Raw genomic sequence first — 22,818 nt, 5'->3', positions numbered from 1 at the left:
ATCCCGCCAACGCACAGCGCTGGCGCACGCGACCGGCAGCATCGCGCGCTCGCCATCCGAAGCACACTTCGCACACACCATGAGCCAACGAAAAGGACAACTGCACCTCGGCGCGTTTCTCTATCCGACCGGGCATCACATCGCCGCGTGGCGTCATCCGGGCAGTCACGCGGATGCGGGACGCGACTTTCGGCACTACGTCCGGCTTGCGCAAGCCGCCGAAGCAGCAAGGTTCGATCTGGTCTTCCTCGCGGACGGCTCGGGAACGCGTGGCGACAACGTCGACTTCCTGAGCCGCACAGCGCACAGCTACGTCGCGCAGTTCGAGCCGCTCACCTTGCTCTCGGCATTGGCTGCGGTCACGGAGCGAATCGGCCTTGTGGGCACGGCGTCGACGACCTTCAACGAGCCGTATCACATTGCCCGCAAGTTTGCGTCGCTCGATCACATTAGCGGCGGGCGAGCGGGCTGGAACCTCGTCACGTCGTCGAATGCACACGAGGCGAAGAATTTTGGCTTCGACGAACATCTCGCTCACGCGCGCCGCTACGAGCGCGCGGTGGAATTTGCGGAAGTGGTCGAGGGGCTGTGGGACAGCTGGGATGAAGGCGCGTTCGTGCGAGACAAAGCGGCCGGGCGTTATTTCGATCCGGCAAAGCGTCATGTGCTCGACCATCGCGGCGAATTCTTCAACGTGCGCGGGCCGCTGAATGTCGAACGCTCGCCTCAGGGGAGGCCGGTCGTCGTGCAGGCGGGTTCCTCGGAAGCAGGCAAGGCGCTCGCGGCGCGTACCGCCGAAGTGATCTTCACCGCGCAGCAAACGCTGGACGACGCCGTTGCGTTCTACGCGGACGTGAAGGGCCGCCTCGCGCAGTACGGACGCGACCCGGACGATCTGAAGATCATGCCCGGCGTGATGCCGATTGTCGGCGCGACCGAGCAGGAAGCGCAGGACAAGTTCGCCGCGCTACAGGCGCTGATCGATCCGGCGGTCGGACTTGCATTGGTGTCCGGGCTTACGGGCGGCTTCGATCTGTCGGGCTATCCGCTCGACGGGCCGATTCCCGAATTGCCTGAGACCAATGCAAGCAAGAGCCGGCAGTCGTTGACGCTCGAACTGGCGCGGCGCGAGAAACTGACGATCCGCGATTTGTATCTGCGCGTCGCCGGCGCACGCGGGCATTGGCAACTAATCGGTACCCCGAAGCATATCGCCGATGCGCTCGAGGAACGCTTCGTCAACTATGGTGCAGACGGCTTCAACGTAATGCCGGCGCTGTTGCCGGACGGCCTCGACGACTTCATCCGACTGGTATTGCCGGAATTGCGGCGCAGAGGCCTCTTCCGCACGGAATACGAAGGTGCGACGTTGCGCGAGAACCTGGGCCTGCGGCGGCCGGTGTCGCGGTATCAGCGCGAAGCTACCGTAGCTTGAGGCGTTAGATGAAGCGCGGCGCTACAACTAGCCCGCTCACGACGCTGGTTTGCCTGCAACGATGTTGGTTGCACGGTTTGCCGCGACAATATCGGCGTGGGTGGGATTCGGGCCGAGGCTGGCGAAAACCTCCGGCAGCCGGTCGCGTATCCTGGGCGCAATTCCAGGAGCGGCCGCAGCCAGCGCCTTGCGCATGGCATCCGCATCGTAGTCGCAGCAATACGCAGGAGTTGATGGCTGCTGGCGCCAGGATTCTGCGAGCGAGCCCGCATCGACCGGATCGAAGCCCGTCTGATTCACCAGCTCCATCACGATTTCCCTGGAGCGCAGGTCATCCCCTGCCACGGCGACGGCGAGGCGGCCAGGCGTCCCCTGCGGCTGGCCCAACTCGGCGAGCGTGTAGGCCAGCACGTTGTTGAATGCCTTGATGACAGGGTGCCCGATCTGCCGGGACACCCACACGCTTTCGGGCATTCCTTCGTCGATTTCCAGAATGTGCGGGTCGCGCATGTCCGGGTAGTAGTTGCCGGTGTCGACGACGATCGCGTCAGCCGCTACTGAATCGAACAAATCCGCAGGAAGCGCCTGTATGGCGGGCAGCGGAATCGACAGGATGATGACTTCCGCGCCCTCGACCGCGCCGCGAACATCCACGGCTTGCGCGCCGATCTCGTCGGCGAACTGTCGAACACCATCCGCCCCGCGAGAGTTCGCGACGCGGACTTCATGGCCTGCCGCGCTCAACTTGCGGGCGAGAGACGCGCCAATGTTTCCTGTTCCGACGATCCCGATTTTCATAGCTGTATCCTCGATATTGCACGTGGCGCCCACTTTAGCTGGCTTATGTTGTAATGATAAGTACCGACTAAAAAGTAAGTAGCGTACCGAGGTGTTTGTGTCTGAAGAGCGTGAATGGAACTGCGAAGATCCCAAGAAGCGGCTTGAATGGGCCGAGGCGACGACAGAGGCCCTCCGGGTTCTGGAGGGCAAGTGGAAGATCGTCATCATTTGCCAGTTGTTTGCCGCAAAAGGCCCGCTGCGTTTCTCCGATCTGGAGAAGCTGATTGACGGCATCAACCAGAAAATGCTGATTCAGCAGCTCAAGCAGCTGGAGAAAGACGGCATCGTGCGGCGAACGGTGTATCCCCAAGTGCCGCCGAAGGTAGAGTACGAACTTTGCGATATGGGATATGCGCTCGGGCCGTCGATGCAGGCGTTAATCGAGTGGGCCGAGATGAGGCGCAGACGTGCCGGAGGTGACGGCTACTGAGAAAGAGGCCGGCGGCGGCTCGACCGCGCGGCGCGGCGTGCGGCTCGCTGATACCTCGGGCAAAGTGCAAGGACTACGAGTCGCCGTTCCCGACGTAACTGATCCCGTCGCCGTCGGTAACCTGGGTCGGCAAGCAAGGGGTCCAGGACCAGTCACATACCGTTCCGCTTACCTTCTACGACCTGTCGGCGCGCTCCGGCATGACCTGAACGACAATGGGCCGGCTCTTCCAGAACATGTTGTGGACTCGGGCCTGCAGATTGCGCAACGCATCCGGCGACGTGCCGCTGAAGCTGAGCACGATCGCGGGCCGCGCTCCCGTTCCGTGATAGCGGTGGATCCGATCGAATGGCGGAAAGCCGTATTTGATAAGGAAATCATTGATTTCGTCATCCGAAGTATTGTCTTCAACGTTTCCCATCCACAGATCAGCCATAAAGTGCTCCCTTAGTGGAATCGATACGGCGGTCAGGCCATGATATTGACGCCGCCGTCGATATACAGCGTCTCTCCGGACAGGCGCCGGGCGTAGGGCGTCGCCAGAAAGGCGCAGGTAAACCCAACATCCATGATGTCGACCAGCTCGCCCAGCGGCGCGCGTTGCGCAGCTTCCGTAAGTAGCAGATCAAAGTCTTTCAGGCCAGACGCGGCTCTCGTCTTGAGCGGCCCCGGTGAAATGGCGTGAACGCGGATTCCCTTCGGGCCGAGTTCATATGCAAGGTAACGGGCGCAGGCTTCCAGTGCGGCCTTGACGGGTCCCATCATGTTGTACGAAGGCACTACCTTGTTTGCGCCGTGATAGCTCATGGTGAGCATGGTGCCGCCGTTTTTCATCAAAGGCGCGGCAAGGCGGGCCATGCGCACGAACGAGTGGCACGAAATGTCCATTGCACTCGCGAAGCCTTCGCTCGAACTGTCGATCAACTGTCCTTGCAGATCATTTTTGGGCGCCCACGCGATCGAATGGACGAGAATATCGAGGTTGCCCCATTCCCGGTCGATTCGCTCGAACACGGCCGCAAGCTCGGCCGCGCTCGAAGCATCGAGCGGCTCGAAGATCGATGCACCGAGGGCCGTTGCAAGCGGCTCTACATAGGGCCTTGTTTTCTCGTTGGCATAGGTAATCGCGAGGTCCGCGCCCAGCTCGCGAAACGCTTTCGCACATCCGTACGCGATCGAATATTCGTTGGCAATGCCTGTGACCAGCGCTTTCGCGCCACTCAGGATCGGCTGCGGCGGGGCGGATGTCATGGAGGTATCCTTCGGGTCCGGTCGGGCGTACGTTCGCTCTCTGAGCCGGCGGCATGGATCGCCGCGAGTGTGTGTTGCCCTATCATGAGTTCTTCATTGGTCGGGATGACCCAGACGGATACCTTGCTCGACGCAGCGCTGATGCAGGGGCCGCCCGACTCGTTTGCCGCAGGGTCGAGTTCCAGTCCGAGCCATGCGGCGTCGCGCACAATGCGCTCGCGAATCGCGCTGGCGTTTTCCCCCACGCCGGCTGTGAGAACGAGCGCGTCGATGCCGTGCATCGCGGCCGCTAGCGAGCCGAGTTCACGGGCGATCCTGTACGTGTAGATATCGACTGCGAAACGGGCGCGTGGCGCATCGCTCGCGAGCAGTGCGCGCATGTCGCTCGAAATACCGGACACGCCAAGCAGGCCCGACTGCCGGTAGATCAGATCTTCGATGTCCTGCTTCTCCATCTTCAGTGCATCGATCAGATAGAGAATTACGCCTGGGTCCAGATTGCCGCAGCGTGTGCCCATCGGGAGGCCATCGACGGCGGTGAAGCCCATCGTGCTCGCGACGCTCTTGCCGCCCACCATCGCGCACATGCTGGCGCCGTTGCCGAGATGGGCTACGACGCATCGGCCTGCTGCCGCGGCCGGTGCGATCCGAGGCAGCACGCTCGCAATGTACTCATAGGAGAGGCCGTGAAAGCCATAACGGCGCACGCCTCTTTCCGTGATCGCCGAGGGTAGCGCGTAAGCCTGCGCGACCTCGGGTGTCAAGCGATGAAACGCCGTATCGAAGCAGGCTACCTGCGGGATATCGGGCCGAGTTCGCGCGATGATGCGTATCGGACTCAGGTTGTGCGGCTGATGCAGCGGTGCGAGCGGCACCAGCTTGTCCAGTTCGTCGAGAACGGCGGGCGTCACCGTCACCGGGCCCGAGTACATCTGGCCGCCGTGTACGACACGATGGCCGACGGCGATCAGACGATATCCTCCGCCGTAGCTTCGCAGGAAGCCGCCGATATGCTCGATTGCGCCCTCGTGTCCGAGCGTTGGATCGGCGTCCCAGTCGCGGGTTGTCGTGTTGCCGTCGCTGTCTACGGCGATAAAGCGTGGCGCCGTGCCGAGACCGTCGACCTGACCGCGCAGCACGAGATGCATCGTCGCACCGTCTACGCCGAAGGCGCGGAACTTGATGCTGGACGAACCGGCGTTCAGTACCAGAATGACATCCGGCATGGCGTTACCTCAACACCTTGTCGCTCGTGCGCCTGGCGTCTGCCACGAGGGCCGCCACTGCGCATGAGGCGAGGCGCGTCAGCAAGCTGTCGGCGCGGCTGGTTAGCACGATCGGCACACGGGCGCCCAGCACGATACCCGCCGCATCCGCACCAGCGAGAAACGACAGGCTCTTCGCGAGCATGTTGCCGGCTTCGAGGTCGGGCACCATCAGCACGTTGGCGCGGCCCGCCACCTGCGAATCGATCTGCTTGATCCGGGCCGCTTCGACACTGATCGCGTTGTCCAGTGCAAGCGGACCGTCTACCAACGCTCCCGTCACCTGACGTCGATCGACCATTTTGCAGAGCGCGGCGGCTTCTATCGTGGAAGGCAGTTTCGGATTCACGGTTTCCATCGCTGACAGAATCGCCACGCGTACTTGCTCGAATTGCAACGCGTGACCCAGGTCGATCGCGTTCTGCAAGATGTCCATCTTCACGTCGAGTGTGGGCGCGATATTGATCGCGGCGTCGGTGACGATCAGCGCCTGCTCGAGCAGCGGGACGTCCATGACAAAGCAGTGGCTGATACGCCGTTCGGTACGCAGCCCCGACTCGCGGCTCACCACCGCGCCCATCAGTTCGTCCGTATGCAGGCTGCCTTTCATCAGGGCTTCTGCCTTGCCTTCGCGCACGAGTTGCACTGCGGCGGCTGCCGCGGCGTGGCTGTGCGGGGCATCGACGAGCGCAAAGCCGGCGATCGCAACGCCGGCCAGCGCGGCTGCGGCTTCGATACGCTCGACCGGCCCCACGAGTATCGGCGCGATGAGCCCCAGCCGCGCCGCTTCGACAGCGCCCTCGAGCGAGCTCGCATCGCACGGATGCGCGACCGCCGTTTTCATCGGCGGCAAGCTTTTGCAGTGCTCGATGAGTCGTTGGTACTTGCTGTGCTTCGCTTCCATTGAGGCTCCATGCAAAACAGGAACGTGTGCATCAGGCTGGCGGACTATGGCCGCGCGAGCGCAGCAACGGAGCGGCCCGGCGTGGGCTTCGCCGTGAGTGCCTGGCGAATGCGATCGAACATGGCCCGCTGCGCTTCAGTCGGACCGGTGCTTTGTACGCGTTCGTCTTTCAACAATTCGTCTAGCAGCGTGATGAAACGCGCCCGATCTTTCCTGTCGGCGACAAGTACCGGCAACGTGGCAATCGCCTCATCCTGCTCGAAGCTGACGATGATTTCCTGCTCACCGCGAATTCGCCGCCACTGATCGGCAGGCAGATCCGGAAGATAGCTCGCGTACGCCTGAGCCAGTTCCTTGCGCGTGACGAGCCGCGAAAGCGGCAATGGCTCGCCTTTGCGCGAGAGCAGGGCGGCCGCGCGTGCGATTGCTTCCGTGTAGCCCCCTTCGCGGATCGACGCGAGCGCTTCCTTGACGAACGGCAAATCGCGAGGGTCACTGTCGGGCCCGGTCCCGCTTTTGGCCCCGCTTTCTGCCGCAGGTTTAGCGTCAGCGAGATAGAGCGAGAACAGGTTGCCGTAGATCGTGAAGAATGTTGCCTCCGTACCTGCATCGCGCATCTCCCGATAGTAATCGAGCGATGCGCTGATCATTTGCGAGCCGCTTTGCTCGATCGCGCGCCACGGGTTGTCTGCTTCCGCGGGCTGGCGATGAGTCTTCACCGCGCTCGCCGCGGATGGCAGCCACGCGAGCCAGGGATTGAGATCCGAGAACGCCCAGCGCTGCAAACGCAACGGATGAAATTCGCGAAGCAGCCGCGCGGTCGTTTCGTTCGACATGGCCTGCACGATCGGCTGGGCGAACAGTTCGTACGCACGCTGGTTGAACTCGGAAAGTTGCGCGACGGCTTCGAACGGCTTTTCGTCCTCGCGCTCGAAGCGGTTGAAATGCGCCGCGATTTCTTCGAGCCGATGTTCTCGAAACTCGACCTCGTATTCGGTTTCGCCGTTTGCGTCTTTCCGTTCGGTGATCGACATTCCGTAGAGGCCGGGCGCAAAAGATTCGATGGCTTCCAGCACTGAGACGATCTGCGTGTGTTCCTTCTTTGCCACTTTGCCCGATACAAAGATGCCGAGATGGCCGATGTCCTGATGCATGAGTCCGACGATCACCTGGCCGCGGGCCTTGATCTCCTCGGTGCTGCCGTACAGATCCGCCACCCAGTTAAATGCCTGTTGCGGCGGCGTGATGTTATCGCCAAGCGACGCAAACAGAATGATCGGCGAGCGGATCTCGCGCAGATCGAATGCCTTGCCGCTTGATCCTCTCACATCGCCAGACCAGAGCTTGTTTCCGATGAACAGGTTGTGCGTGATCCACTCGATTTCCTCGCGGTTCATCAGATAGTAATCGCCCCACCAGCGTTCGAAGTCGAGAAAGCGGGGCGGTTCGGTATCGACGTTGTGAAAGAGGTGATAGTACTTGTCCCACAGCGTATTCGCCGGATTAAGGCTCTCGAAGTTCTGCACCAGATGAGCGCCGTCGAATTTTCCGGCTCCGAGATCCGCGGCAAATGACGCAAGCCACGAGCCTCCGAGTATGCCGCCGGCGTAGCGCATCGGGTTATCGCCCTGGCCTTCGCTCCACGCACCGCTCCAGTAGGACATCGGCGCGCCATTGATGACGATCGGGCCGGTGTCGTCCGGGTCTGACGCCGCGATCATCATCGCGGCCCACCCGCCCTGGCAATTACCGACGAGCGCGGGTTTCGGGCTGTCGGGGTGTAGCGTGCGCAACCGCTTCACGAACTGCTGCTCGGCGGCGCACACGTCGAGCAATGTCTGGCCCGGTTCTGGATCGGGAAAGAAGATGAGAAAGTACACCGGATGTCCCCCGCGCAGCGCGACACCGGCTTGTGAGTCGTCCTTGAAGCCTCCAATGCCCGGGCCATGGCCGGCGCGCGGATCGATGATGAGGTAAGGGCGCTTGCGCGGGTCCACGATCACGCCTTCGGGAGGCTTGATTTTTAGCAGCGCGTAGTTGACGGGTCTTTCGAACTGGCGACCGTCGAGAACAGACTCGTAGTCGAAGTGCAACACGGGTTTCGGATCCTGCCGGGCCCGCTCGCGATACGCAGTCCCGCGCTCACGCAGCGTATCGAGAAACATGACCGACCGCTGAATGATGTCGAGCCCGTAAGACCATGTGTCCCAAGGCGTTGGCGCACGCGTGGTCGGCGCGGCTGCAGTGTCGCGATCGACACCTGACGCGGTGCGCACGCGTTCTGTCAGATGCTCGTGTGCGACCGCGCTGCGTTTCGTCAAAATGCGGGCAACCTTTGCATTGATGTCCCGACTGCGTGAAAACTGCTTTGCTCCGTCCATGAGATGGACCTCGACATTGAAAAGCGGGACCAACGAGGCGCGACTTGCCAACGGTTTGAATGCTGAAGGCAGCGCCCGACTGTGGCAATTGGACCATGGTCCTACACGCGAACCGCTGGTTGCCTGCCGGCCCGGCGGCGGGCAGGCAGCCGACGGCGTAATGGAGCAGGTTGGCTGCCCGCCAACATCGGCCTAAGGTCCTATTGCCTGTCGCCTGTCCGGCGTTTATCTCTATTGTGTAGAGCCGCTCGCCTGTTTGTTGGGGCCGAGGCTGCACGCACAGGAGACACCAGCATGAGCAGCAATCGAGCATCGGACTCCTCGTACCCAACCGCGCTCTCCAACGACGAACTAAGGCGGATCGACGCCTGGTGGCGCGCGTGCAATTACCTCTCGGTCGGCATGATTTACCTCAAGGACAACCCGCTTTTGCGCGAACCCCTCAAAGTCGATCATGTAAAGCACCGTCTGCTTGGGCACTGGGGCGCAAGTCCCGCGCTTTCGTTCGTCTGGGCGCATCTGAATCGCGTGATCAAGCGCGACGACCTGGACATGATTTTCATGGCCGGGCCTGGGCACGGCGCGCCTGGCGTACTCGGCCCAGCCTATCTCGAAGGCACCTATTCGGAGGTCTACCCGGACAAAAGCGAGGACGCCGAAGGTATGCAGAAGTTCTTCAAGCAGTTCTCGTTTCCGGGACATATCGGCTCGCATGTGACGCCCGAAACGCCCGGCTCTATTCATGAGGGCGGTGAACTCGGTTACAGCCTGGCGCACGCTTATGGCGCTGCGCTCGACAACCCTGATCTGATCGTGGCCTGCGTGGTCGGCGATGGTGAGGCCGAGACAGGTCCGCTTGCGACCGCGTGGCATTCGAACAAGTTCATCAATCCCGCGCGCGACGGCACCGTACTGCCAATTCTGAACCTGAACGGCTACAAGATCGCCAATCCGACGATCCTCTCGCGCATCAGCCACGGAGAACTCGCGGCGTTACTCGAAGGCTACGGCTATATGCCGTATTTCGTCGAAGGGTCCGACCCGTCGCAGATGCATCAGACAATGGCCGGCACGCTCGATACTGTGATCGCCGACATCCGCGCGATTCACGAAAGAGCGCGCGCGGATGGCAATGCCGAGCGTCCACGCTGGCCGATGATCGTGTTGCGCACGCCCAAGGGCTGGACGGGGCCGAAGGAAATTAACGGCCATAAGGTCGAGGGGTCATGGCGTTCGCACCAAGTGCCGTTCTCGGATGTAAGGGGAAACCCCGCGAACCTCGACCTGCTCGAAAGCTGGATGCGCGGCTACAGGCCCGGCGAATTGTTCGATGACTCCGGAAGGTTGCTTGCGGAACTGCGCGAGCTTGCGCCGCAAGGCCCGCGCCGCATGAGCGCGAACCCGCATGCAAACGGCGGATTGTTGCGCCGCGATCTGAAGCTGCCCGACTTTCGCGACTACGCGGTCGAAGTTTCACGCGCCGGCAATGTGCTGCGCGAAAACACGCAGCCGCTTGGCCAGTTTCTGCGTGACACCATGCGTTGCAACATGGACACCTTCCGCGTCTTCGGCCCCGACGAGACCGCGTCGAACCGGCTTCAGTCGATTTACGAAGTCAGCAAGAAAGCGTGGATGGCAGACATGCTGCCCGAAGACGACGACGGCGGCGAACTGTCGCGCGATGGCCGCGTGATGGAGATGCTCTCGGAGCACACGCTGATGGGGTGGCTCGAAGGCTATCTGCTTTCCGGCCGCCACGGCTTCTTTCACACGTATGAAGCGTTCGCGCACGTGGTGGACTCGATGTTCAACCAGCACGCGAAATGGCTGGACGTATGCAAGAACCATGTGCCGTGGCGGGCTTCGGTGGCCTCTGAAAATATCCTGCTTTCGTCGACGGTATGGCGTCAGGATCACAACGGCTTCTCGCATCAGGACCCCGGCTTCATCGACCTCGTGACTAACAAGAGTCCCTCGGTCACACGGGTTTATTTGCCGCCGGACGCCAATACGCTGCTCGTCGTGGCGGATCAGTGCCTGCGCTCGACCGACTGCATCAATGTCATCGTCGCCGACAAGCAGAAGCACCTGCAATTCACGACTATCGACGAAGCGGTCGTGCATTGCGCGAAAGGCATGGGTCTTTGGCGGCGCGCGAGCAATGACGAAGACATGGAGCCCGACGCGGTGATGGCTTCATGCGGCGACGTTGCCACGCAGGAAGCGCTCGCAGCAACGGCCATTTTGCGCGAGCGTCTGCCCGAGTTGAAACTGCGCTTCGTGAATGTAGTCGATCTGTTCAAAATGCAGCCGGTGACAGAGCATCCGCACGGCTCGACGGAGCGCGAATTCGACAGCCTGTTTACCGTCGATAAGCCCGTGATATTCAATTTTCACGGCTACCCGTGGCTGATTCACAAGCTTGCGTATCGATTCCGCAATCACGAGAATCTGCACGTTCGCGGCTACACGGAGAAGGGCAACATCAATACGCCGCTCGAACTCGCGATACTCAACAAGGTCGACCGCTTCAATCTGGTGCTGGACGTGCTCGATCGTGTGCCGCGCCTGCAGGGCAGAACCGCACATCTAAGAGAAGACATGAGGAACGCGATCATCCTCAACATGAATTACGCGCATGAGCACGGTACGGATAATCCGGAGTTGTCGGAATGGGTGTGGCCGTATTGACCGTCCGGAGCATAGAACCTGCGTTGCGCGATCCAACGGGAGCCGGGGCCGATCCCGCCCCGGCGTGAAATACGAGGGCCGAGACCATGAACGAGGTTTCCGTAGCGGAAGCGGCTTTGAATACGCAAGGCGCCACTCACGACGTGAGCGCCTACGCGTTCCAGAACGACGTAGTCAGGAATCTGATTTGCCGGGTAGGACGCTATCCGGACATTGCAAGCCCGCACGACTGGTACATGGCGCTTGCCTTCAGTGTGCGCGATCGGATGCTCGCGCGCTGGGCCGCGTCGACGAAAGTCTACGCCGCACAAAACGTCAAGGTCGCCTGTTATCTGTCCGCAGAGTTTCTGATCGGCCCACAGCTTGGCAATAACCTGCTCAATCTCGACATGGGAGACGAAGCGCGCGAGGCGATGCATGCGCTGGGGCAGGATGTCGACGCGCTGCTTGCGATCGAGGAAGAACCCGGACTTGGCAACGGCGGCCTCGGACGCCTTGCCGCGTGCTACATGGACTCGCTTTCCACGCTGGAAATACCGGCGATCGGTTATGGCATCCACTACGAGTTCGGCATCTTCGATCAGGTTATCCGCGACGGCTGGCAGGTGGAGGTGACAGACAAGTGGCTGCAGAACGGCAATCCCTGGGAACTCGTACGGCCGGATGTGAGTTACTACATCGGCTTCGGCGGATACACGCAACAGCAGACCGACGCTGAAGGCCGCCTCCGCGTGAACTGGATACCGGCGCGGCAAGTGAAGGGCGTTGCCTGCGACCTGCCGGTGCAGGGCTATCGTGTCGATACCTGCAATGTACTTCGGCTGTGGAAGAGCGAAGCGGTCGAGTCGTTCGACTTCCAGGATTTCAACGCCGGCGAATACTACGAGGCTGTGCAGGAGAAAGTGGTTTCGGAAACCTTGTCCAAGGTTCTCTATCCGAACGACGAGCCCGAGGCGGGCAAGCGTCTGCGGCTTGCGCAGCAGTATTTTTTTGTTTCGTGTTCGCTGCAGGATATGTTGCGGCTAGCGGCATTGAAGAACACATCGATCGAACACTTTCCCGACCTGTTTGCCGCGCAACTCAACGATACACATCCATCAATCGCCGTTGCCGAGTTGATGCGTCTGCTGCTGGACGTGCACGGACTTTCCTGGGATGCGGCGTGGGATATCACCCAGCGCACTCTTGCATACACCAATCACACGCTGTTGCCCGAGGCGCTTGAAACGTGGAGTCTGCCGCTCTTTCAGAGCCTGCTGCCGCGCCAGCTCGAAATCATTTATGAAATCAATCACCGTTTTCTCGACAGCGTGCGGTGTGCTTTTCCCGCCGACGACGCGCGCGCGACGCGCATGTCGCTGATCGACGAACGCGGCGACAAGAAGGTGCGCATGGCGCATCTCGCCACGGTGGGCGCGCATGCGGTCAACGGGGTCGCGGCATTGCACTCCGATCTTTTGCGCCAGACGGTGCTGCGTGATTTTGCGGAGATGTATCCACAACGCTTTCTCAACGTGACGAACGGCGTGACGCCGCGCCGCTTTCTCATGTTGAGCAATCCGGGGCTCGCGGGTCTTCTCGACGGGACTATCGGCGCGAAGTGGCGAGCCGACCTGACCGAGCTCGACGCGCTTGCCGCGCATGCCGACGATGACGGCTTTCACGAGGCGTGGCGTGCAATGCGCTTCGACAACAAGGCGGCGCTGGCGGCGCGTATCGCTGATGCAACAGGTATCGACGTCGACCCGAACGCGCTATTCGACGTCCAGGTCAAGCGCATCCACGAGTACAAACGCCAACACCTGAACGCGTTATACATAATCAGTCTGTATCGGAGGCTATGCCGCGATCCGGGGCTCGACATCGCGCCGCGCTGCTTCATCTTTGGCGGCAAGGCGGCGCCGGGCTACGCGATGGCCAAGCTGATGATCCGCCTGATTACGGGCATTGCCGAAGTCGTCAATGACGATCCGGTAATCGACGGTCGGCTGAAAGTCGTGTTCTATCCTGACTTCAACGTGAAAAACGGGCATTGGGTGTATCCCGCCGCGGACCTCTCGGAGCAGATTTCAACCGCGGGCAAGGAGGCATCCGGCACGGGCAACATGAAGTTCATGATGAACGGCGCGCTGACCATCGGCACGCTCGATGGCGCGAATGTGGAGATCCGTGAAGAAGCGGGCGCCGACAACTTCTTCCTGTTTGGCTTGACCGCGCAACAGGTCGAACAGGCCAAGCGCGACGGCTATCGTCCTTCCGACTATGTGAAGTCTAACGACGAACTGAGCGATGTGTTTTCGCAGATCGCGCAGGGGCGCTTCTCGCGGGGCGACCCGAATGTATTCAGGCCGCTTGTCGACAGTCTGCTGCAATTCGACCCGTTCCTCGTGCTGGCCGATTTCGCGGATTACGTCGCGTGTCAGCAACGTGTGAGCGACGCGTGGCAGGACGCAAGGCGGTGGACGCGAATGTCGATTATGAATACGGCGCGATCGGGCAAGTTCTCGTCCGATCGTGCGATAGGTGAGTATTGCGAGCGCATATGGAACGCTCGTGCAGTGAGGATCGACCTTGAGCAGCGCTAACGTCGATAGCCAGCGTACTTATGTAGCGCGGCCCGGCTCACGATTTCCGCCTGGTGCGTCGGTCGTGCCGGGCGGCGTGAATTTCTGTATTTTCTGCCGGCACGCGGCTCGCCTGGAACTGCTGCTTTACGCTTCGCCGGATAGCATCGCACCGTTCCAGATCGTCGGACTAACGCCCGAAACAAACCGCACATTCTATTTCTGGCATGTGTTGATAGAAGACCTTCCGGAGCAATGCTGCTACACGTGGCGTGCATACGGCCGTCATGGTGTTCCGCAACTGGATGACGAAGCCAGCAGCCGTTTTGAGTTGCTCGATCCCGGCGCGCGCGCGGTCAGCGATCGGCGATGGCGCCGCCAGCCCGCTGCCGCTGTACGGGAGCGAGAGCATGCTTCGCTGCGAGCCATCGTCACCGAACCGCTGGGCGAACGCGAAGACGTGAGCGTGCGCACACTCGATGACGCGATCATCTACGAGCTGCATGTAGGCGGATTCACGCGCGATTCGTCGAGCGGCGTTCAACACCCCGGAACGTTCTCGGGGCTGATCGAGAAAATCCCCTATCTGAAGGATTTGGGCATCACGCACGTGGAGTTGCTGCCGGTGATGGCTTTCGATGAGCAGGACGTGCCTGCACCGGCTGCAGCGATCGGCCTCGTCAATTACTGGGGCTACAGCACGCATAGCTTCTACTCTCCGCATCCTGGCTATAGCGTCGAACCTGGGCGCGCGCCGCAGGAGTTCCGTGCGTTCATCGATGCGATGCACGCGGCCGGGATCCAGGTGCTGCTGGACGTGGTGTTCAATCACACGGCGGAAGCGGGCGCGAGCGGCCCGGTGATCAATTTCAAGGTGCTCGCCAACGAAGTCTTCTATCACGTCGATCCGGCGCAAGGAGGACGTTATCTCGACTACACAGGCTGCGGCAATACGGTCAACTGCAATCATCCGCTGGTGTCGGCGTTCATCCTGCGTTGTCTCGAGTACTGGGTTCGGGAATTCGGCGTGGACGGTTTTCGTTTTGACCTCGCGAGCGTATTCACGCGCGGCGAGGGCGGTGCATTGCTAGGTACGCCGCCGTTGCCGTGGGCAATGGAAGCTTCCCCGGTACTCGCGCGCGTGCCGCTGATCGCGGAGGCTTGGGACGCGGCGGGGCTGTATCACGTCGGCGCGTTTCCGGGCATGGCGTGGGCCGAGTGGAACGGGCGTTACCGTGACGTGATCCGGCGCTTCGTGCGCGGCGATCCTGGAATGATCGGCCAGATGTGCACGTGTCTCGCTGGGAGCGCTGATCTTTACCAGGCGGACGGCAGGCTGCCAGTGAACAGCATCAACTTCGTCACCTGCCACGACGGCTTCACGCTGCGCGATCTCGTCAGCTACGACGCGAAGCGCAACCAGGCCAACGGCGACGACAACCGCGATGGCAGCAACGATAACCTCTCGTGGAATTGCGGCGAGGAAGGCGACACAAACGATCCGTCGATCGTCCGTCTGCGTTTGCGGCAGGGGCGCAACTTCATTGCGATCCTGCTGCTGAGCCAGGGTGTACCCATGCTTCTCGCCGGCGATGAAATCCTGCGTACCCAGCGCGGCAACAACAACGCTTACTGCCAGGACAACGAACTGTCGTGGACGGACTGGCGCTTCTCCGATGACTCGCTTGACATGCTGCGTTTCGTGCGCGAGATGATTGCGCTGCGCAAGCGTCACCCGAGCCTGCGTCGTCGCCGGTTCTTCACGGGCGGTACGGAGCATGGCCAAACGCATCCCGATGTGGCGTGGCACGGGGAACGGCTCGGAGCGCCCTCATGGGGAGACCCGCAGGCTCGCCTCGTCGCGTTCACGCTCGCGGCACAGGCGCTCGACGAGCCCATGTTGCACGTCATCTTCAACATGAACGCAGACGGGCGCGATGTTGAGCTTCCCGCGCTCGACCACGCGAACTGGCGGCGGCTCGTCGATACGGCTGCGGAACTGCCGTCGAAAGTCGTTTCGAACATTGAAACGGCCCGCGTCGAGCGCGGTATCTGCCGCGTCGAATCGCGCAGTGTGGTCGTACTTGAATCGAGATGAATTGGTGCAGTGGTGCAAGACCGTCGGCGGCAAAGCGACTTCCATATCGATGTATTGCTGCATTGCCTTGTACAACCTGAGGGGGCGTCATGGACGCAGTCAGAACCTTCGTCGAAGCTCAGCCGCTCTTTGCGCTGTTTTTGACGATCGCGGTTGGCTACCTGATCGGCGAAATCAATGTGAAAGGCGTGGCGCTGGGCTCCGGGGCAGTACTGTTCGTTGGACTGGCGCTTGGCGCGTTCGCGCCAAAAGCCACGCCGCCAGCGTTGCTGGGCACGCTGGGTCTGTTGATGTTTCTGTATGGCATCGGCATTCAGTACGGCGCACAGTTCTTTCGTGGACTGACGAGCCGCGAGGGCCTAAAGGCCAATCTCGCCGCATGTATCGGCGTCATTGCGTCAGGCCTCGCAGCGTGCGCGTTCATCCGCTTTGGCGTTACGCTCGCCGATTCTCTCGGCATGTTCGCAGGGAGCGGCACGAGCACGGCGAGCCTTCAGGTTGCGATCGCATCGATGAACAGCAGCGATGCCGCCGTGGCCTATAGCGTTGCCTATCCGTTCGGCGTGGCCGGGCCGATTCTATTTATCTATGCGCTCAACGTGGCGCTCAAAGCCAGGATACGCAAGCCGCCCGCGAAGTTGCTCGAGACTGCGGAAATCGCGCTGCGCAATGAGCGTCTCTTTGGTCTGCGGTTGCCGGAACTTCTGACACAACTGCCTGCTGGCGTAGCCATCGCGGCCGTGCGGCGCGCGCATCGCAACCAGCTCCCCACCGACGATCTCATTCTGCGCGCCGACGACGTCCTTCTTGTCACGGCCACCGACGCGCGCCTGCTCGAGGAGGCGACGACGCTGTGCGGGGAGTTGCAGCCGGGACGCATCGCGAGTCACCGGGAAGACCTGGACTACATGCGCGTGTTCGCTTCGAATCCGTCGGTGGTCGGCATGCCGCTTGGCAGTCTGCGTTTCCCGGACGGTGTGAACTGCGCGGTTGCGCATGTGCGGCGCGGCGATACGGATCTGCTGTCCACGCCGGAGCTTGTTCTCGAAGCGGGCGATCGGGTCGGCCTGCTCGTGAACCGCGCGCATCAGGTGGCCGTGCGCGCGTTCTTCGGCGATTCGATCAAGAGCACGGCCGATCTCAGTTTCATTTCCTTGGGCATAGGCGCGGCTGCGGGACTGCTGGTCGGCGCGATCCCGCTGCGCTTTCCGGGTCTCGGTGCGTTCAGTCTGGGTCTGGCGGCGTTGCTGCTGGTCGCGCTGTGCCTTGGCAAGGCGCGCCGCAACGGACCGTTCGTATGGACGATGCCGCTTTCCGCGAACCTTGTCCTTCGCAACCTCGGACTCACCATCTTCCTCGCGCAAGTGGGCATCGCTTGCGGACCCAAGTTCGTCACGACCGTCGGGACCGCGGGGCCGCTGCTGCTGCTTTATGGCGCGATAACTTTGCTCGTGCTCGTCGGCGTCACGGCGATATGCTGCCTCTGGGTTTTCAAGCTGTCTTTCGATACATCGGTGGGCGTGATTTGCGGTGCAACCGGCAACCCCGCGATTCTCGCCTTCGCGAACCGCGTTGCGCCGACGGATCAGCCCGACATCATGTACGCAATGATTTTCCCGTCGATGACCATCCTCAAGGTGCTTTTCGTGCAGCTTGCCATAGCGATTGCAGCCGGCTAGACGAAGCTGCGCCGCACGAGGACGCACGTTCAACCCGGACACTGAAGGAGTCGATCATGGAAGTAGCGGTATTTAGTTCGACGCGCTATGAACGCCGGTATCTCGACGGAGCGAATCGCAACGGTGCGCACAAGCTGCATTACTTCGACGTGTTGCTGGATACGGATACCGCCGGCCTCGCCGCCGGCTACGGCGCCGTCTGCATCTTCGTCAACGACAAGGCGGACGCGGAAGTACTCGGCGCGCTGCACAGGGGTGGGACGCGTCTGCTGGCTCTGCGCTGCACGGGCTTTAACAACGTCGATCTCGCCGCCGCCGCCGGGCTCGGCATGAAGGTGGTGCGCGTGGTGACGTATTCGCCGAACTCCGTGGCGGAACATGCCGTAGCGCTTCTGCTCGCAATCAACCGAAAGGTGCATCGTGCCTACAATCGCACGCGTGACTCGAATTTCTCGCTTGACGGGCTGACTGGCTTCGACCTTTGCGGCAAGACGGTTGCGGTGGTCGGCACCGGTAAGATCGGCTGCGTGTTCGCGAAGATCATGCTCGGCTTCGGCTGCAGGGTGATCGGTTTCGATCCGCAACCGTCGGCGGAATTTCAGGCGCTCGGTCTGAGCTATGCGAAGCCCGGCGAGATAGGGGAGCAGGCCGACGTTATTTCGCTGCATTGTCCGCTTACACCGGCGACACACCACGTGATCAACCCGCAGACGCTCGCACGCGCGAAGCGAGGCGCGATACTCATCAATACCAGCCGCGGGGGCCTGCTCGACACCGAGGCTGCCATCGACGCGTTGAAGACCGGGCAGCTCGGCGGCCTTGGAATAGACGTGTACGAACAGGAGAGCAATCTCTTCTTTCGCGATCTATCGAGCGAAATCATCACCGACGATGTCTTTCAGCGACTCGTGTCGTTCCCCAACGTAATTGTGACGGGGCATCAGGCCTATCTCACGCACGAGGCGTTGACGACCATTTGCGAAACCACGCTTGAAAGCGTCTCGGCATTCGAGAACAATCGGACTTTAGAGAACGAGGTGAAGATCCAGTAGCAGCGTGTGCTATTGACTACGCGAAGCGAGGCTAACGAGGTCGCGACGCATCGGACCAAGGTCCTATACCTGCCCGCGTGCGCGAGGCCTATCGTTCATGTGCGGTGTTGCCGCGTTACTCCGTCGCGTGGCGGATACGAATCGCAATCTCATCTGTTTCCAGGCGCAAATCTGGCGCACTTCAATAAGGGAACGCTCATGAACCGTCGCACTTTTTTTTCGGTTAGCGCAATCGCACTAGCCAGCTCGCTCGCCGCGTGTGGCACGACCTCGAATCCGACGGAAGCGGCCAATAAGCGCAATGAAATCGACGACGGCGTCGATGGCGCCCTCAAGAAGCTATACAGTTCGACGCCGGGTGCTCAGGCGCAGGCCGGCAACGCCAAGGGGATTCTTGTCTTTCCGTCCGTGTTCGCGGCAGGCGTAGTGGTCGGTGGCGAATACGGCGAAGGCGCGCTTCGCGAGCGAGGCACGTCCGTCGGGTATTACAAGACCAGTACCGCCTCATTTGGCTTGCAGATCGGCGCCCAGTCCAAGGCGGTGATACTTATGTTCATGACGCAGGATGCGCTCGACAAATTCCGCACCACCGACAAGGGCTGGACAGCCGGCGTGGATGGCTCCGTCGCGGTGGCCAAGACTGGCGCCAACGGTTCGCTCGACACTGCAACGACCAGTTCGCCGATCGTCGGTTTCGTGGTCACGAACTCCGGCCTGATGGCCAACCTCAGCTTTGAAGGCACGAAGGTCAGCAAGCTCGACATCTAGAAGCGGTGGCGGACCGGATGAATCTCCGCTGAATCTGGCGGTAACCAACCGGAAGCATCGCTCGTAAGACCCGCTAGACGCGATTCCGTACAATGGGCCTCTACGATCTTTGGACAGATCGCACTTGCCTGGTGCCCAGCGTAATGAGTCACGATACTGAACACATTCTCGCCGCCGCGCAGGCGAACTTGCAGGCCGGTCGGCTCGACGATGCGGCAAGCCTGCTTCACGGCATTCTGAAGACCGCTCCCGACCACGGCGAGGCGCTCGCAGGCCTTGGCTATATCGCCGCCCAGCAGGGCGATCATGCACGCGCCGCGGACTATCTGATCCAGGCATCGGAGCGTGCGTTACTCTCGTGGCATCAACTGAAGTTCGCCGCGCAGGTTTGTCGGCTGGCGCAGCGCCGCGATGCTGCTATAGCGCTGCTCGAACGCTGCCTGGCGCAGTGTCGCAACGATGCCGCCGCGTTGCATGGTGTGGCGGTGTCGCTGATAGAGCTTGGCGAATCGCAGCGGGCACTCGAGGTGTTCGTGCATCTTTGCAAGGTCCATCCGCAACTAGCCGAAGCGCACTACAACCGGGGAACGCTGCTAGGCACGATGGGTCGCTATGACGACGAGCTCGATGCCTACCGGCAGGCCATCGCGCTCAAGCCGCGGTTCGTGCGCGCATACGTTAACCTCGGGGTCGCATTGCGAGATCTCCGGCGCTTTGATGAGGCGTTGCTTCAATTCAGGAAGGCGCTTTCGATCGATCCGAACGACGCCGGCGCACGCACGAATCGAGCACAGACCAATTTACTGCTGGGCGAATTCGAACACGGCTGGCGCGAGTACGAATGGCGCTGGCGCGATGGCTCGGGCGACCACGGATTTCCGCAGCATTCGCTATGGACTGGCGCGCAACCGATAGGCGGAAAGACAGTGCTCGTTCATCATGAGCAAGGGTTCGGCGACACGCTGCAATTCGTACGCTTCGTGGATCAGCTAAGTGCGGCTGGCGCGCATGTCGTGCTGCGTGTCCAGGACGCGTTGTTACCGCTCCTCCGACATTATCCTGGCGCGGCGGAAGTTATCGGCGAGACCGACCAGGTAAAGCATTTTGACTATCACATTCCAACCATGAGTCTGCCGTTTGCGCTCAAGGTGGGTACACCCGGTCTCGCGCTATCCGGTCCCTATCTGCAGGCCGACGAAGAGCTTGTCCGTCAATGGGACGAGTTGTTGCCGGTCGCCAGGCGACGGCCGCGGATTGGGATTGTGTGGTCGGGAAGCCGTACGCATCTGAACGATCACAATCGATCGATTCCGCTTGAGCAACTAAAGCCGGTATTCGAAACCGACGCGGAATTCTTCGCGTTGCAACCGGATGTGCGCGATAGCGATCGCGCGTGCCTCGCACAACTTGAGCAAAGCGGGGCGCTACGCGATGTGTCAGGACGGCTAACCAGCTTTGCCGAAACCGCTGCGCTGATCGCCCGGCTCGACCTGGTAGTCAGCGTCGACACAGCCGTGGCGCACCTGGCCGGGGCGCTTGGAAAACCCGTCTGGATCGCTCTGCCGTTCATGCCGGACTGGAGATGGCAACTCGATAGGAACGATAGTCCGTGGTACGCAAACGCGCGGTTGTTCCGGCAAACCACGAGAGGCGATTGGACGGATGTAGTCGCTGCGCTTCGCGCAGAGATCGATGCGCTGCCGGACGTCTAAACGGTGGCTTTCGTGCTGACATTCGAGAGTCAGCAGGACCCAAGCGATGCTCAACCCCCAGCCGTGCGAGAGGCGACCGCGATCAATATCCAGGCGGTGGCGGAACTTGTGTGTACACCACGCCGCCGCTGCCATACCCCGTCGCGAACCACGTCGCGCCGCACTTATAGTACGGCACCTCGTTAACGGCGATTGGTGCGACGTTGCACGGCGGCGCGACAGGCGCAGGCGCTGCGACAACCGCAGCGGTTGCGGGCGGCGGTGCGGTTGCGGCAGCGGTCGCACCAACCACCATTGCCCCGGCCACAAATCCGACTGCCGCAGAGCCGCCGTCCCAATCCGAGTTGGAGCAGTTGTTGCAATCGCCATGGTAGTTGTTCTGCACGTTGCTCACGGTGTTAGCCCGCGTGTTCTGCATCTCCTTAGCGGTGGATTGACGTGCACCCTGGTTCTGGCTCGACGCAGCCTGGCGCTGGGACTGGTTCTGGCTCGCGCTCTGCTGGCGGTTCGCCTGGTTCTGGCTGGAGGTTGCCTGCATCGAACTCGCTGAACTCTGACGCGCGCTCTGATTCGCACTTGATGTCGAGGTCGCTGTAGCCTGGCGAGAGGTCTGCCGTTGTTGGGCCGTTGCCTGCTGTCCGCCGCGAGATCGTGAACCGCCTTGCACAGCGGTCGAGCCGCCGGAAGAGAGGCCCCCAGCCGACGCTGCCCCGCCACGCGAAAAGCCACCTTCGCCGCCGCCACGGGCGCCACCACCTCGCTCGCCTCGTGCATCTACCTGGTTGATCAGCCCCAACGTGAGCACTGCGGCGAACAACGCCGCAATGGCACGGTCCCACGGTCCTGTTTTCATTATTTGGCTCCCTTCTTCGCCGACGACTGGCGAGCCGTGTGCGACGCACGCGGAAGTTGCGCTGCGAACGCGACTTTCTGCAGGCCCTCGGGGACCTGTGCCGAGAAGGTCGCATCGTTAAGTTGGGGCGCGAGATTCCAGTCGATAAAATCCGCCCAGAACTGGGGCTGGCCTACAGCCTTCTTGTAAGTCAGTACGATCCGCTGCAGCAGGGGCTTGTCGCCATCGGCTACCCACACCTGAAAATCCACCGTGTCGGTACGCGCGGCCAGATGATGGGACGCAGTTCCGTAGATACTCGTCTTCTCGACATAGTCCACCGAACCTACCCTGGTTTGCAATTCTTCTGGCAACCGGTTCAACAGCAGCGCAGCGAGCGGCAGGCGCATGCCGAGATCCTTGACGAAATAGACGATGCTCTGGTCCAGCGCACCTGGTTGCGGCGCAGTCGCATAGACTTTGCTGGCGAGATCGACCAGAACGATCTCTTTTCCAGTCAGGACAACTAGTGTTTTTGCGCCATCGCTGCGCTCGGTTTCTACTCGCATGCGATCCGGCCGGCTCAACGTAACGGTGCGGTATTCGCCGAATTCGATTTTTTGCCCAGACGGCTGCTCCGCGTCGTAGCCGCTGCGCACACCGACACGAAAGTTCTGCGTCCCGCCAAGGAACTGCGCCATTTTCATGAGAATCGCGCGAGCCTCGGCTTGTGAGGCGGTTTCAGGATGAGCTCGCGCGGCACGCACCGGCGGTTCTTTTTGCCCGGAGGCAGGATAGGCGTGAGGAGCGCTGCTCAATAGCAGAACTAATAGCAAGCTCGCCCACGATGAGCGGCGCAATAAGTTAGTGATCAATTTATTAACTCCTCAACTGGAACAGCCCTGAGAGCTGTCGG

General features: G+C 61.4%; 17 protein-coding genes. 9 read left to right on the top strand and 8 right to left on the bottom strand.

Annotation, left to right across the window (positions count from 1 at the left end; genetic code table 11):
- Window positions 1-79 precede the first annotated feature (79 nt).
- Window positions 80-1,435, top strand: a complete 1,356-nt coding sequence (locus BGRAMDRAFT_RS24830; protein WP_006051624.1) for an LLM class flavin-dependent oxidoreductase — start codon at window positions 80-82, stop codon at window positions 1,433-1,435.
- 36 nt (window positions 1,436-1,471) lie between these two features.
- Here BGRAMDRAFT_RS24830 and BGRAMDRAFT_RS24825 read toward each other — a convergent pair whose 3' ends face one another.
- Entirely contained in the window at window positions 1,472-2,440 is a 969-nt protein-coding gene (locus BGRAMDRAFT_RS24825) for an NADPH-dependent F420 reductase (protein WP_409372894.1), read from the bottom strand.
- Between BGRAMDRAFT_RS24825 and BGRAMDRAFT_RS24820 the strand changes: the two genes are divergently transcribed.
- Entirely contained in the window at window positions 2,331-2,705 is a 375-nt protein-coding gene (locus tag BGRAMDRAFT_RS24820; RefSeq protein WP_006051622.1) for a winged helix-turn-helix transcriptional regulator, read from the top strand. The genes BGRAMDRAFT_RS24825 and BGRAMDRAFT_RS24820 overlap by 110 nt on opposite strands.
- Window positions 2,706-2,880: 175 nt before the next feature.
- On the opposite strand, the gene BGRAMDRAFT_RS24815 is transcribed toward BGRAMDRAFT_RS24820, so the two are convergent.
- Genes BGRAMDRAFT_RS24815 through BGRAMDRAFT_RS24795 form a run of 5 tightly spaced genes read right to left on the bottom strand, consistent with a single transcriptional unit; the run spans window position 2,881 to window position 8,506 of the window.
- Window positions 2,881-3,141 (bottom strand): hypothetical protein, encoded by a 261-nt coding sequence (locus tag BGRAMDRAFT_RS24815; RefSeq protein WP_006051621.1) that lies wholly within the window; start codon window positions 3,139-3,141, stop codon window positions 2,881-2,883.
- A 32-nt stretch (window positions 3,142-3,173) separates the two neighbouring features.
- On the bottom strand, window positions 3,174-3,956 hold the full coding sequence (fabI, locus tag BGRAMDRAFT_RS24810) for an enoyl-ACP reductase FabI (protein ID WP_006051620.1): 783 nt from the start codon (window positions 3,954-3,956) through the stop codon (window positions 3,174-3,176).
- Window positions 3,953-5,182, bottom strand: a complete 1,230-nt coding sequence (locus BGRAMDRAFT_RS24805; protein WP_006051619.1) for an acetate/propionate family kinase — start codon at window positions 5,180-5,182, stop codon at window positions 3,953-3,955. Before BGRAMDRAFT_RS24805 ends, fabI begins: the two co-directional genes overlap by 4 nt.
- A gap of 4 nt (window positions 5,183-5,186) precedes the next feature.
- Complete coding sequence (locus tag BGRAMDRAFT_RS24800; protein ID WP_006051618.1) at window positions 5,187-6,125, bottom strand: phosphate acetyltransferase; 939 nt, start codon at window positions 6,123-6,125, stop codon at window positions 5,187-5,189.
- 44 nt (window positions 6,126-6,169) lie between these two features.
- The gene (locus BGRAMDRAFT_RS24795) at window positions 6,170-8,506 is read right to left on the bottom strand and encodes a DUF3141 domain-containing protein (RefSeq protein ID WP_006051617.1); all 2,337 of its coding nucleotides are present in this window, start codon (window positions 8,504-8,506) and stop codon (window positions 6,170-6,172) included.
- A gap of 294 nt (window positions 8,507-8,800) precedes the next feature.
- Between BGRAMDRAFT_RS24795 and BGRAMDRAFT_RS24790 the strand changes: the two genes are divergently transcribed.
- The 7 genes from BGRAMDRAFT_RS24790 (at window position 8,801) to BGRAMDRAFT_RS24760 (ending at window position 21,070) form a co-directional block, all read left to right on the top strand.
- The gene (locus BGRAMDRAFT_RS24790) at window positions 8,801-11,197 is read left to right on the top strand and encodes a phosphoketolase family protein (RefSeq protein WP_006051616.1); all 2,397 of its coding nucleotides are present in this window, start codon (window positions 8,801-8,803) and stop codon (window positions 11,195-11,197) included.
- Window positions 11,198-11,283: 86 nt separating this feature from the next.
- Entirely contained in the window at window positions 11,284-13,782 is a 2,499-nt protein-coding gene (locus BGRAMDRAFT_RS24785) for a glycogen/starch/alpha-glucan phosphorylase (RefSeq protein WP_006051615.1), read from the top strand.
- On the top strand, window positions 13,769-15,859 hold the full coding sequence (locus BGRAMDRAFT_RS24780) for a glycogen debranching protein (protein ID WP_006051614.1): 2,091 nt from the start codon (window positions 13,769-13,771) through the stop codon (window positions 15,857-15,859). The genes BGRAMDRAFT_RS24785 and BGRAMDRAFT_RS24780 overlap by 14 nt, the downstream gene beginning before the upstream one ends.
- A gap of 89 nt (window positions 15,860-15,948) precedes the next feature.
- Window positions 15,949-17,538, top strand: a complete 1,590-nt coding sequence (locus BGRAMDRAFT_RS24775) for an aspartate:alanine exchanger family transporter (RefSeq protein WP_006051613.1) — start codon at window positions 15,949-15,951, stop codon at window positions 17,536-17,538.
- A gap of 56 nt (window positions 17,539-17,594) precedes the next feature.
- Window positions 17,595-18,590: a 2-hydroxyacid dehydrogenase gene (locus BGRAMDRAFT_RS24770; RefSeq protein WP_006051612.1), complete on the top strand. Its 996-nt coding sequence runs from the start codon at window positions 17,595-17,597 to the stop codon at window positions 18,588-18,590.
- 198 nt (window positions 18,591-18,788) lie between these two features.
- The gene (locus tag BGRAMDRAFT_RS24765) at window positions 18,789-19,358 is read left to right on the top strand and encodes a BPSL1445 family SYLF domain-containing lipoprotein (protein ID WP_006051611.1); all 570 of its coding nucleotides are present in this window, start codon (window positions 18,789-18,791) and stop codon (window positions 19,356-19,358) included.
- Between the two features lie 92 nt (window positions 19,359-19,450).
- Entirely contained in the window at window positions 19,451-21,070 is a 1,620-nt protein-coding gene (locus BGRAMDRAFT_RS24760; protein ID WP_006051610.1) for a tetratricopeptide repeat protein, read from the top strand.
- A gap of 82 nt (window positions 21,071-21,152) precedes the next feature.
- Here BGRAMDRAFT_RS24760 and BGRAMDRAFT_RS24755 read toward each other — a convergent pair whose 3' ends face one another.
- Both BGRAMDRAFT_RS24755 and BGRAMDRAFT_RS24750 read right to left on the bottom strand, forming a co-directional pair.
- Entirely contained in the window at window positions 21,153-21,608 is a 456-nt protein-coding gene (locus BGRAMDRAFT_RS24755; protein ID WP_132384610.1) for a hypothetical protein, read from the bottom strand.
- Between the two features lie 314 nt (window positions 21,609-21,922).
- Window positions 21,923-22,777, bottom strand: a complete 855-nt coding sequence (locus BGRAMDRAFT_RS24750; protein ID WP_232292363.1) for a DUF2092 domain-containing protein — start codon at window positions 22,775-22,777, stop codon at window positions 21,923-21,925.
- Between the last annotated feature and the right edge of the window lie 41 nt (window positions 22,778-22,818).

The organism is Paraburkholderia graminis C4D1M, assembly GCF_000172415.1.
GTDB lineage: Bacteria > Pseudomonadota > Gammaproteobacteria > Burkholderiales > Burkholderiaceae > Paraburkholderia > Paraburkholderia graminis.
This window is presented reverse-complemented; position numbering and strand designations above follow the sequence as displayed.

What these genes read in the sequence shown, in the direction of transcription:
- BGRAMDRAFT_RS24770 (WP_006051612.1), top strand. Translation starts at nt 17,595, where the DNA reads ATGGAAGTAGCGGTATTTAGTTCGACGCGCTATGAACGCCGGTATCTC.
- BGRAMDRAFT_RS24775 (WP_006051613.1), top strand. Translation starts at nt 15,949, where the DNA reads ATGGACGCAGTCAGAACCTTCGTCGAAGCTCAGCCGCTCTTTGCGCTG.
- BGRAMDRAFT_RS24805 (WP_006051619.1), bottom strand. Translation starts at nt 5,182, where the DNA reads ATGCCGGATGTCATTCTGGTACTGAACGCCGGTTCGTCCAGCATCAAG.
- BGRAMDRAFT_RS24830 (WP_006051624.1), top strand. Translation starts at nt 80, where the DNA reads ATGAGCCAACGAAAAGGACAACTGCACCTCGGCGCGTTTCTCTATCCG.
- BGRAMDRAFT_RS24790 (WP_006051616.1), top strand. Translation starts at nt 8,801, where the DNA reads ATGAGCAGCAATCGAGCATCGGACTCCTCGTACCCAACCGCGCTCTCC.
- BGRAMDRAFT_RS24825 (WP_409372894.1), bottom strand. Translation starts at nt 2,440, where the DNA reads ATGACGATCTTCCACTTGCCCTCCAGAACCCGGAGGGCCTCTGTCGTC.
- BGRAMDRAFT_RS24755 (WP_132384610.1), bottom strand. Translation starts at nt 21,608, where the DNA reads ATGCAGGCAACCTCCAGCCAGAACCAGGCGAACCGCCAGCAGAGCGCG.
- BGRAMDRAFT_RS24795 (WP_006051617.1), bottom strand. Translation starts at nt 8,506, where the DNA reads ATGGACGGAGCAAAGCAGTTTTCACGCAGTCGGGACATCAATGCAAAG.
- BGRAMDRAFT_RS24760 (WP_006051610.1), top strand. Translation starts at nt 19,451, where the DNA reads ATGGGCCTCTACGATCTTTGGACAGATCGCACTTGCCTGGTGCCCAGC.
- BGRAMDRAFT_RS24815 (WP_006051621.1), bottom strand. Translation starts at nt 3,141, where the DNA reads ATGGCTGATCTGTGGATGGGAAACGTTGAAGACAATACTTCGGATGAC.
- BGRAMDRAFT_RS24765 (WP_006051611.1), top strand. Translation starts at nt 18,789, where the DNA reads ATGAACCGTCGCACTTTTTTTTCGGTTAGCGCAATCGCACTAGCCAGC.
- fabI (WP_006051620.1), bottom strand. Translation starts at nt 3,956, where the DNA reads ATGACATCCGCCCCGCCGCAGCCGATCCTGAGTGGCGCGAAAGCGCTG.
- BGRAMDRAFT_RS24785 (WP_006051615.1), top strand. Translation starts at nt 11,284, where the DNA reads ATGAACGAGGTTTCCGTAGCGGAAGCGGCTTTGAATACGCAAGGCGCC.
- BGRAMDRAFT_RS24800 (WP_006051618.1), bottom strand. Translation starts at nt 6,125, where the DNA reads ATGGAAGCGAAGCACAGCAAGTACCAACGACTCATCGAGCACTGCAAA.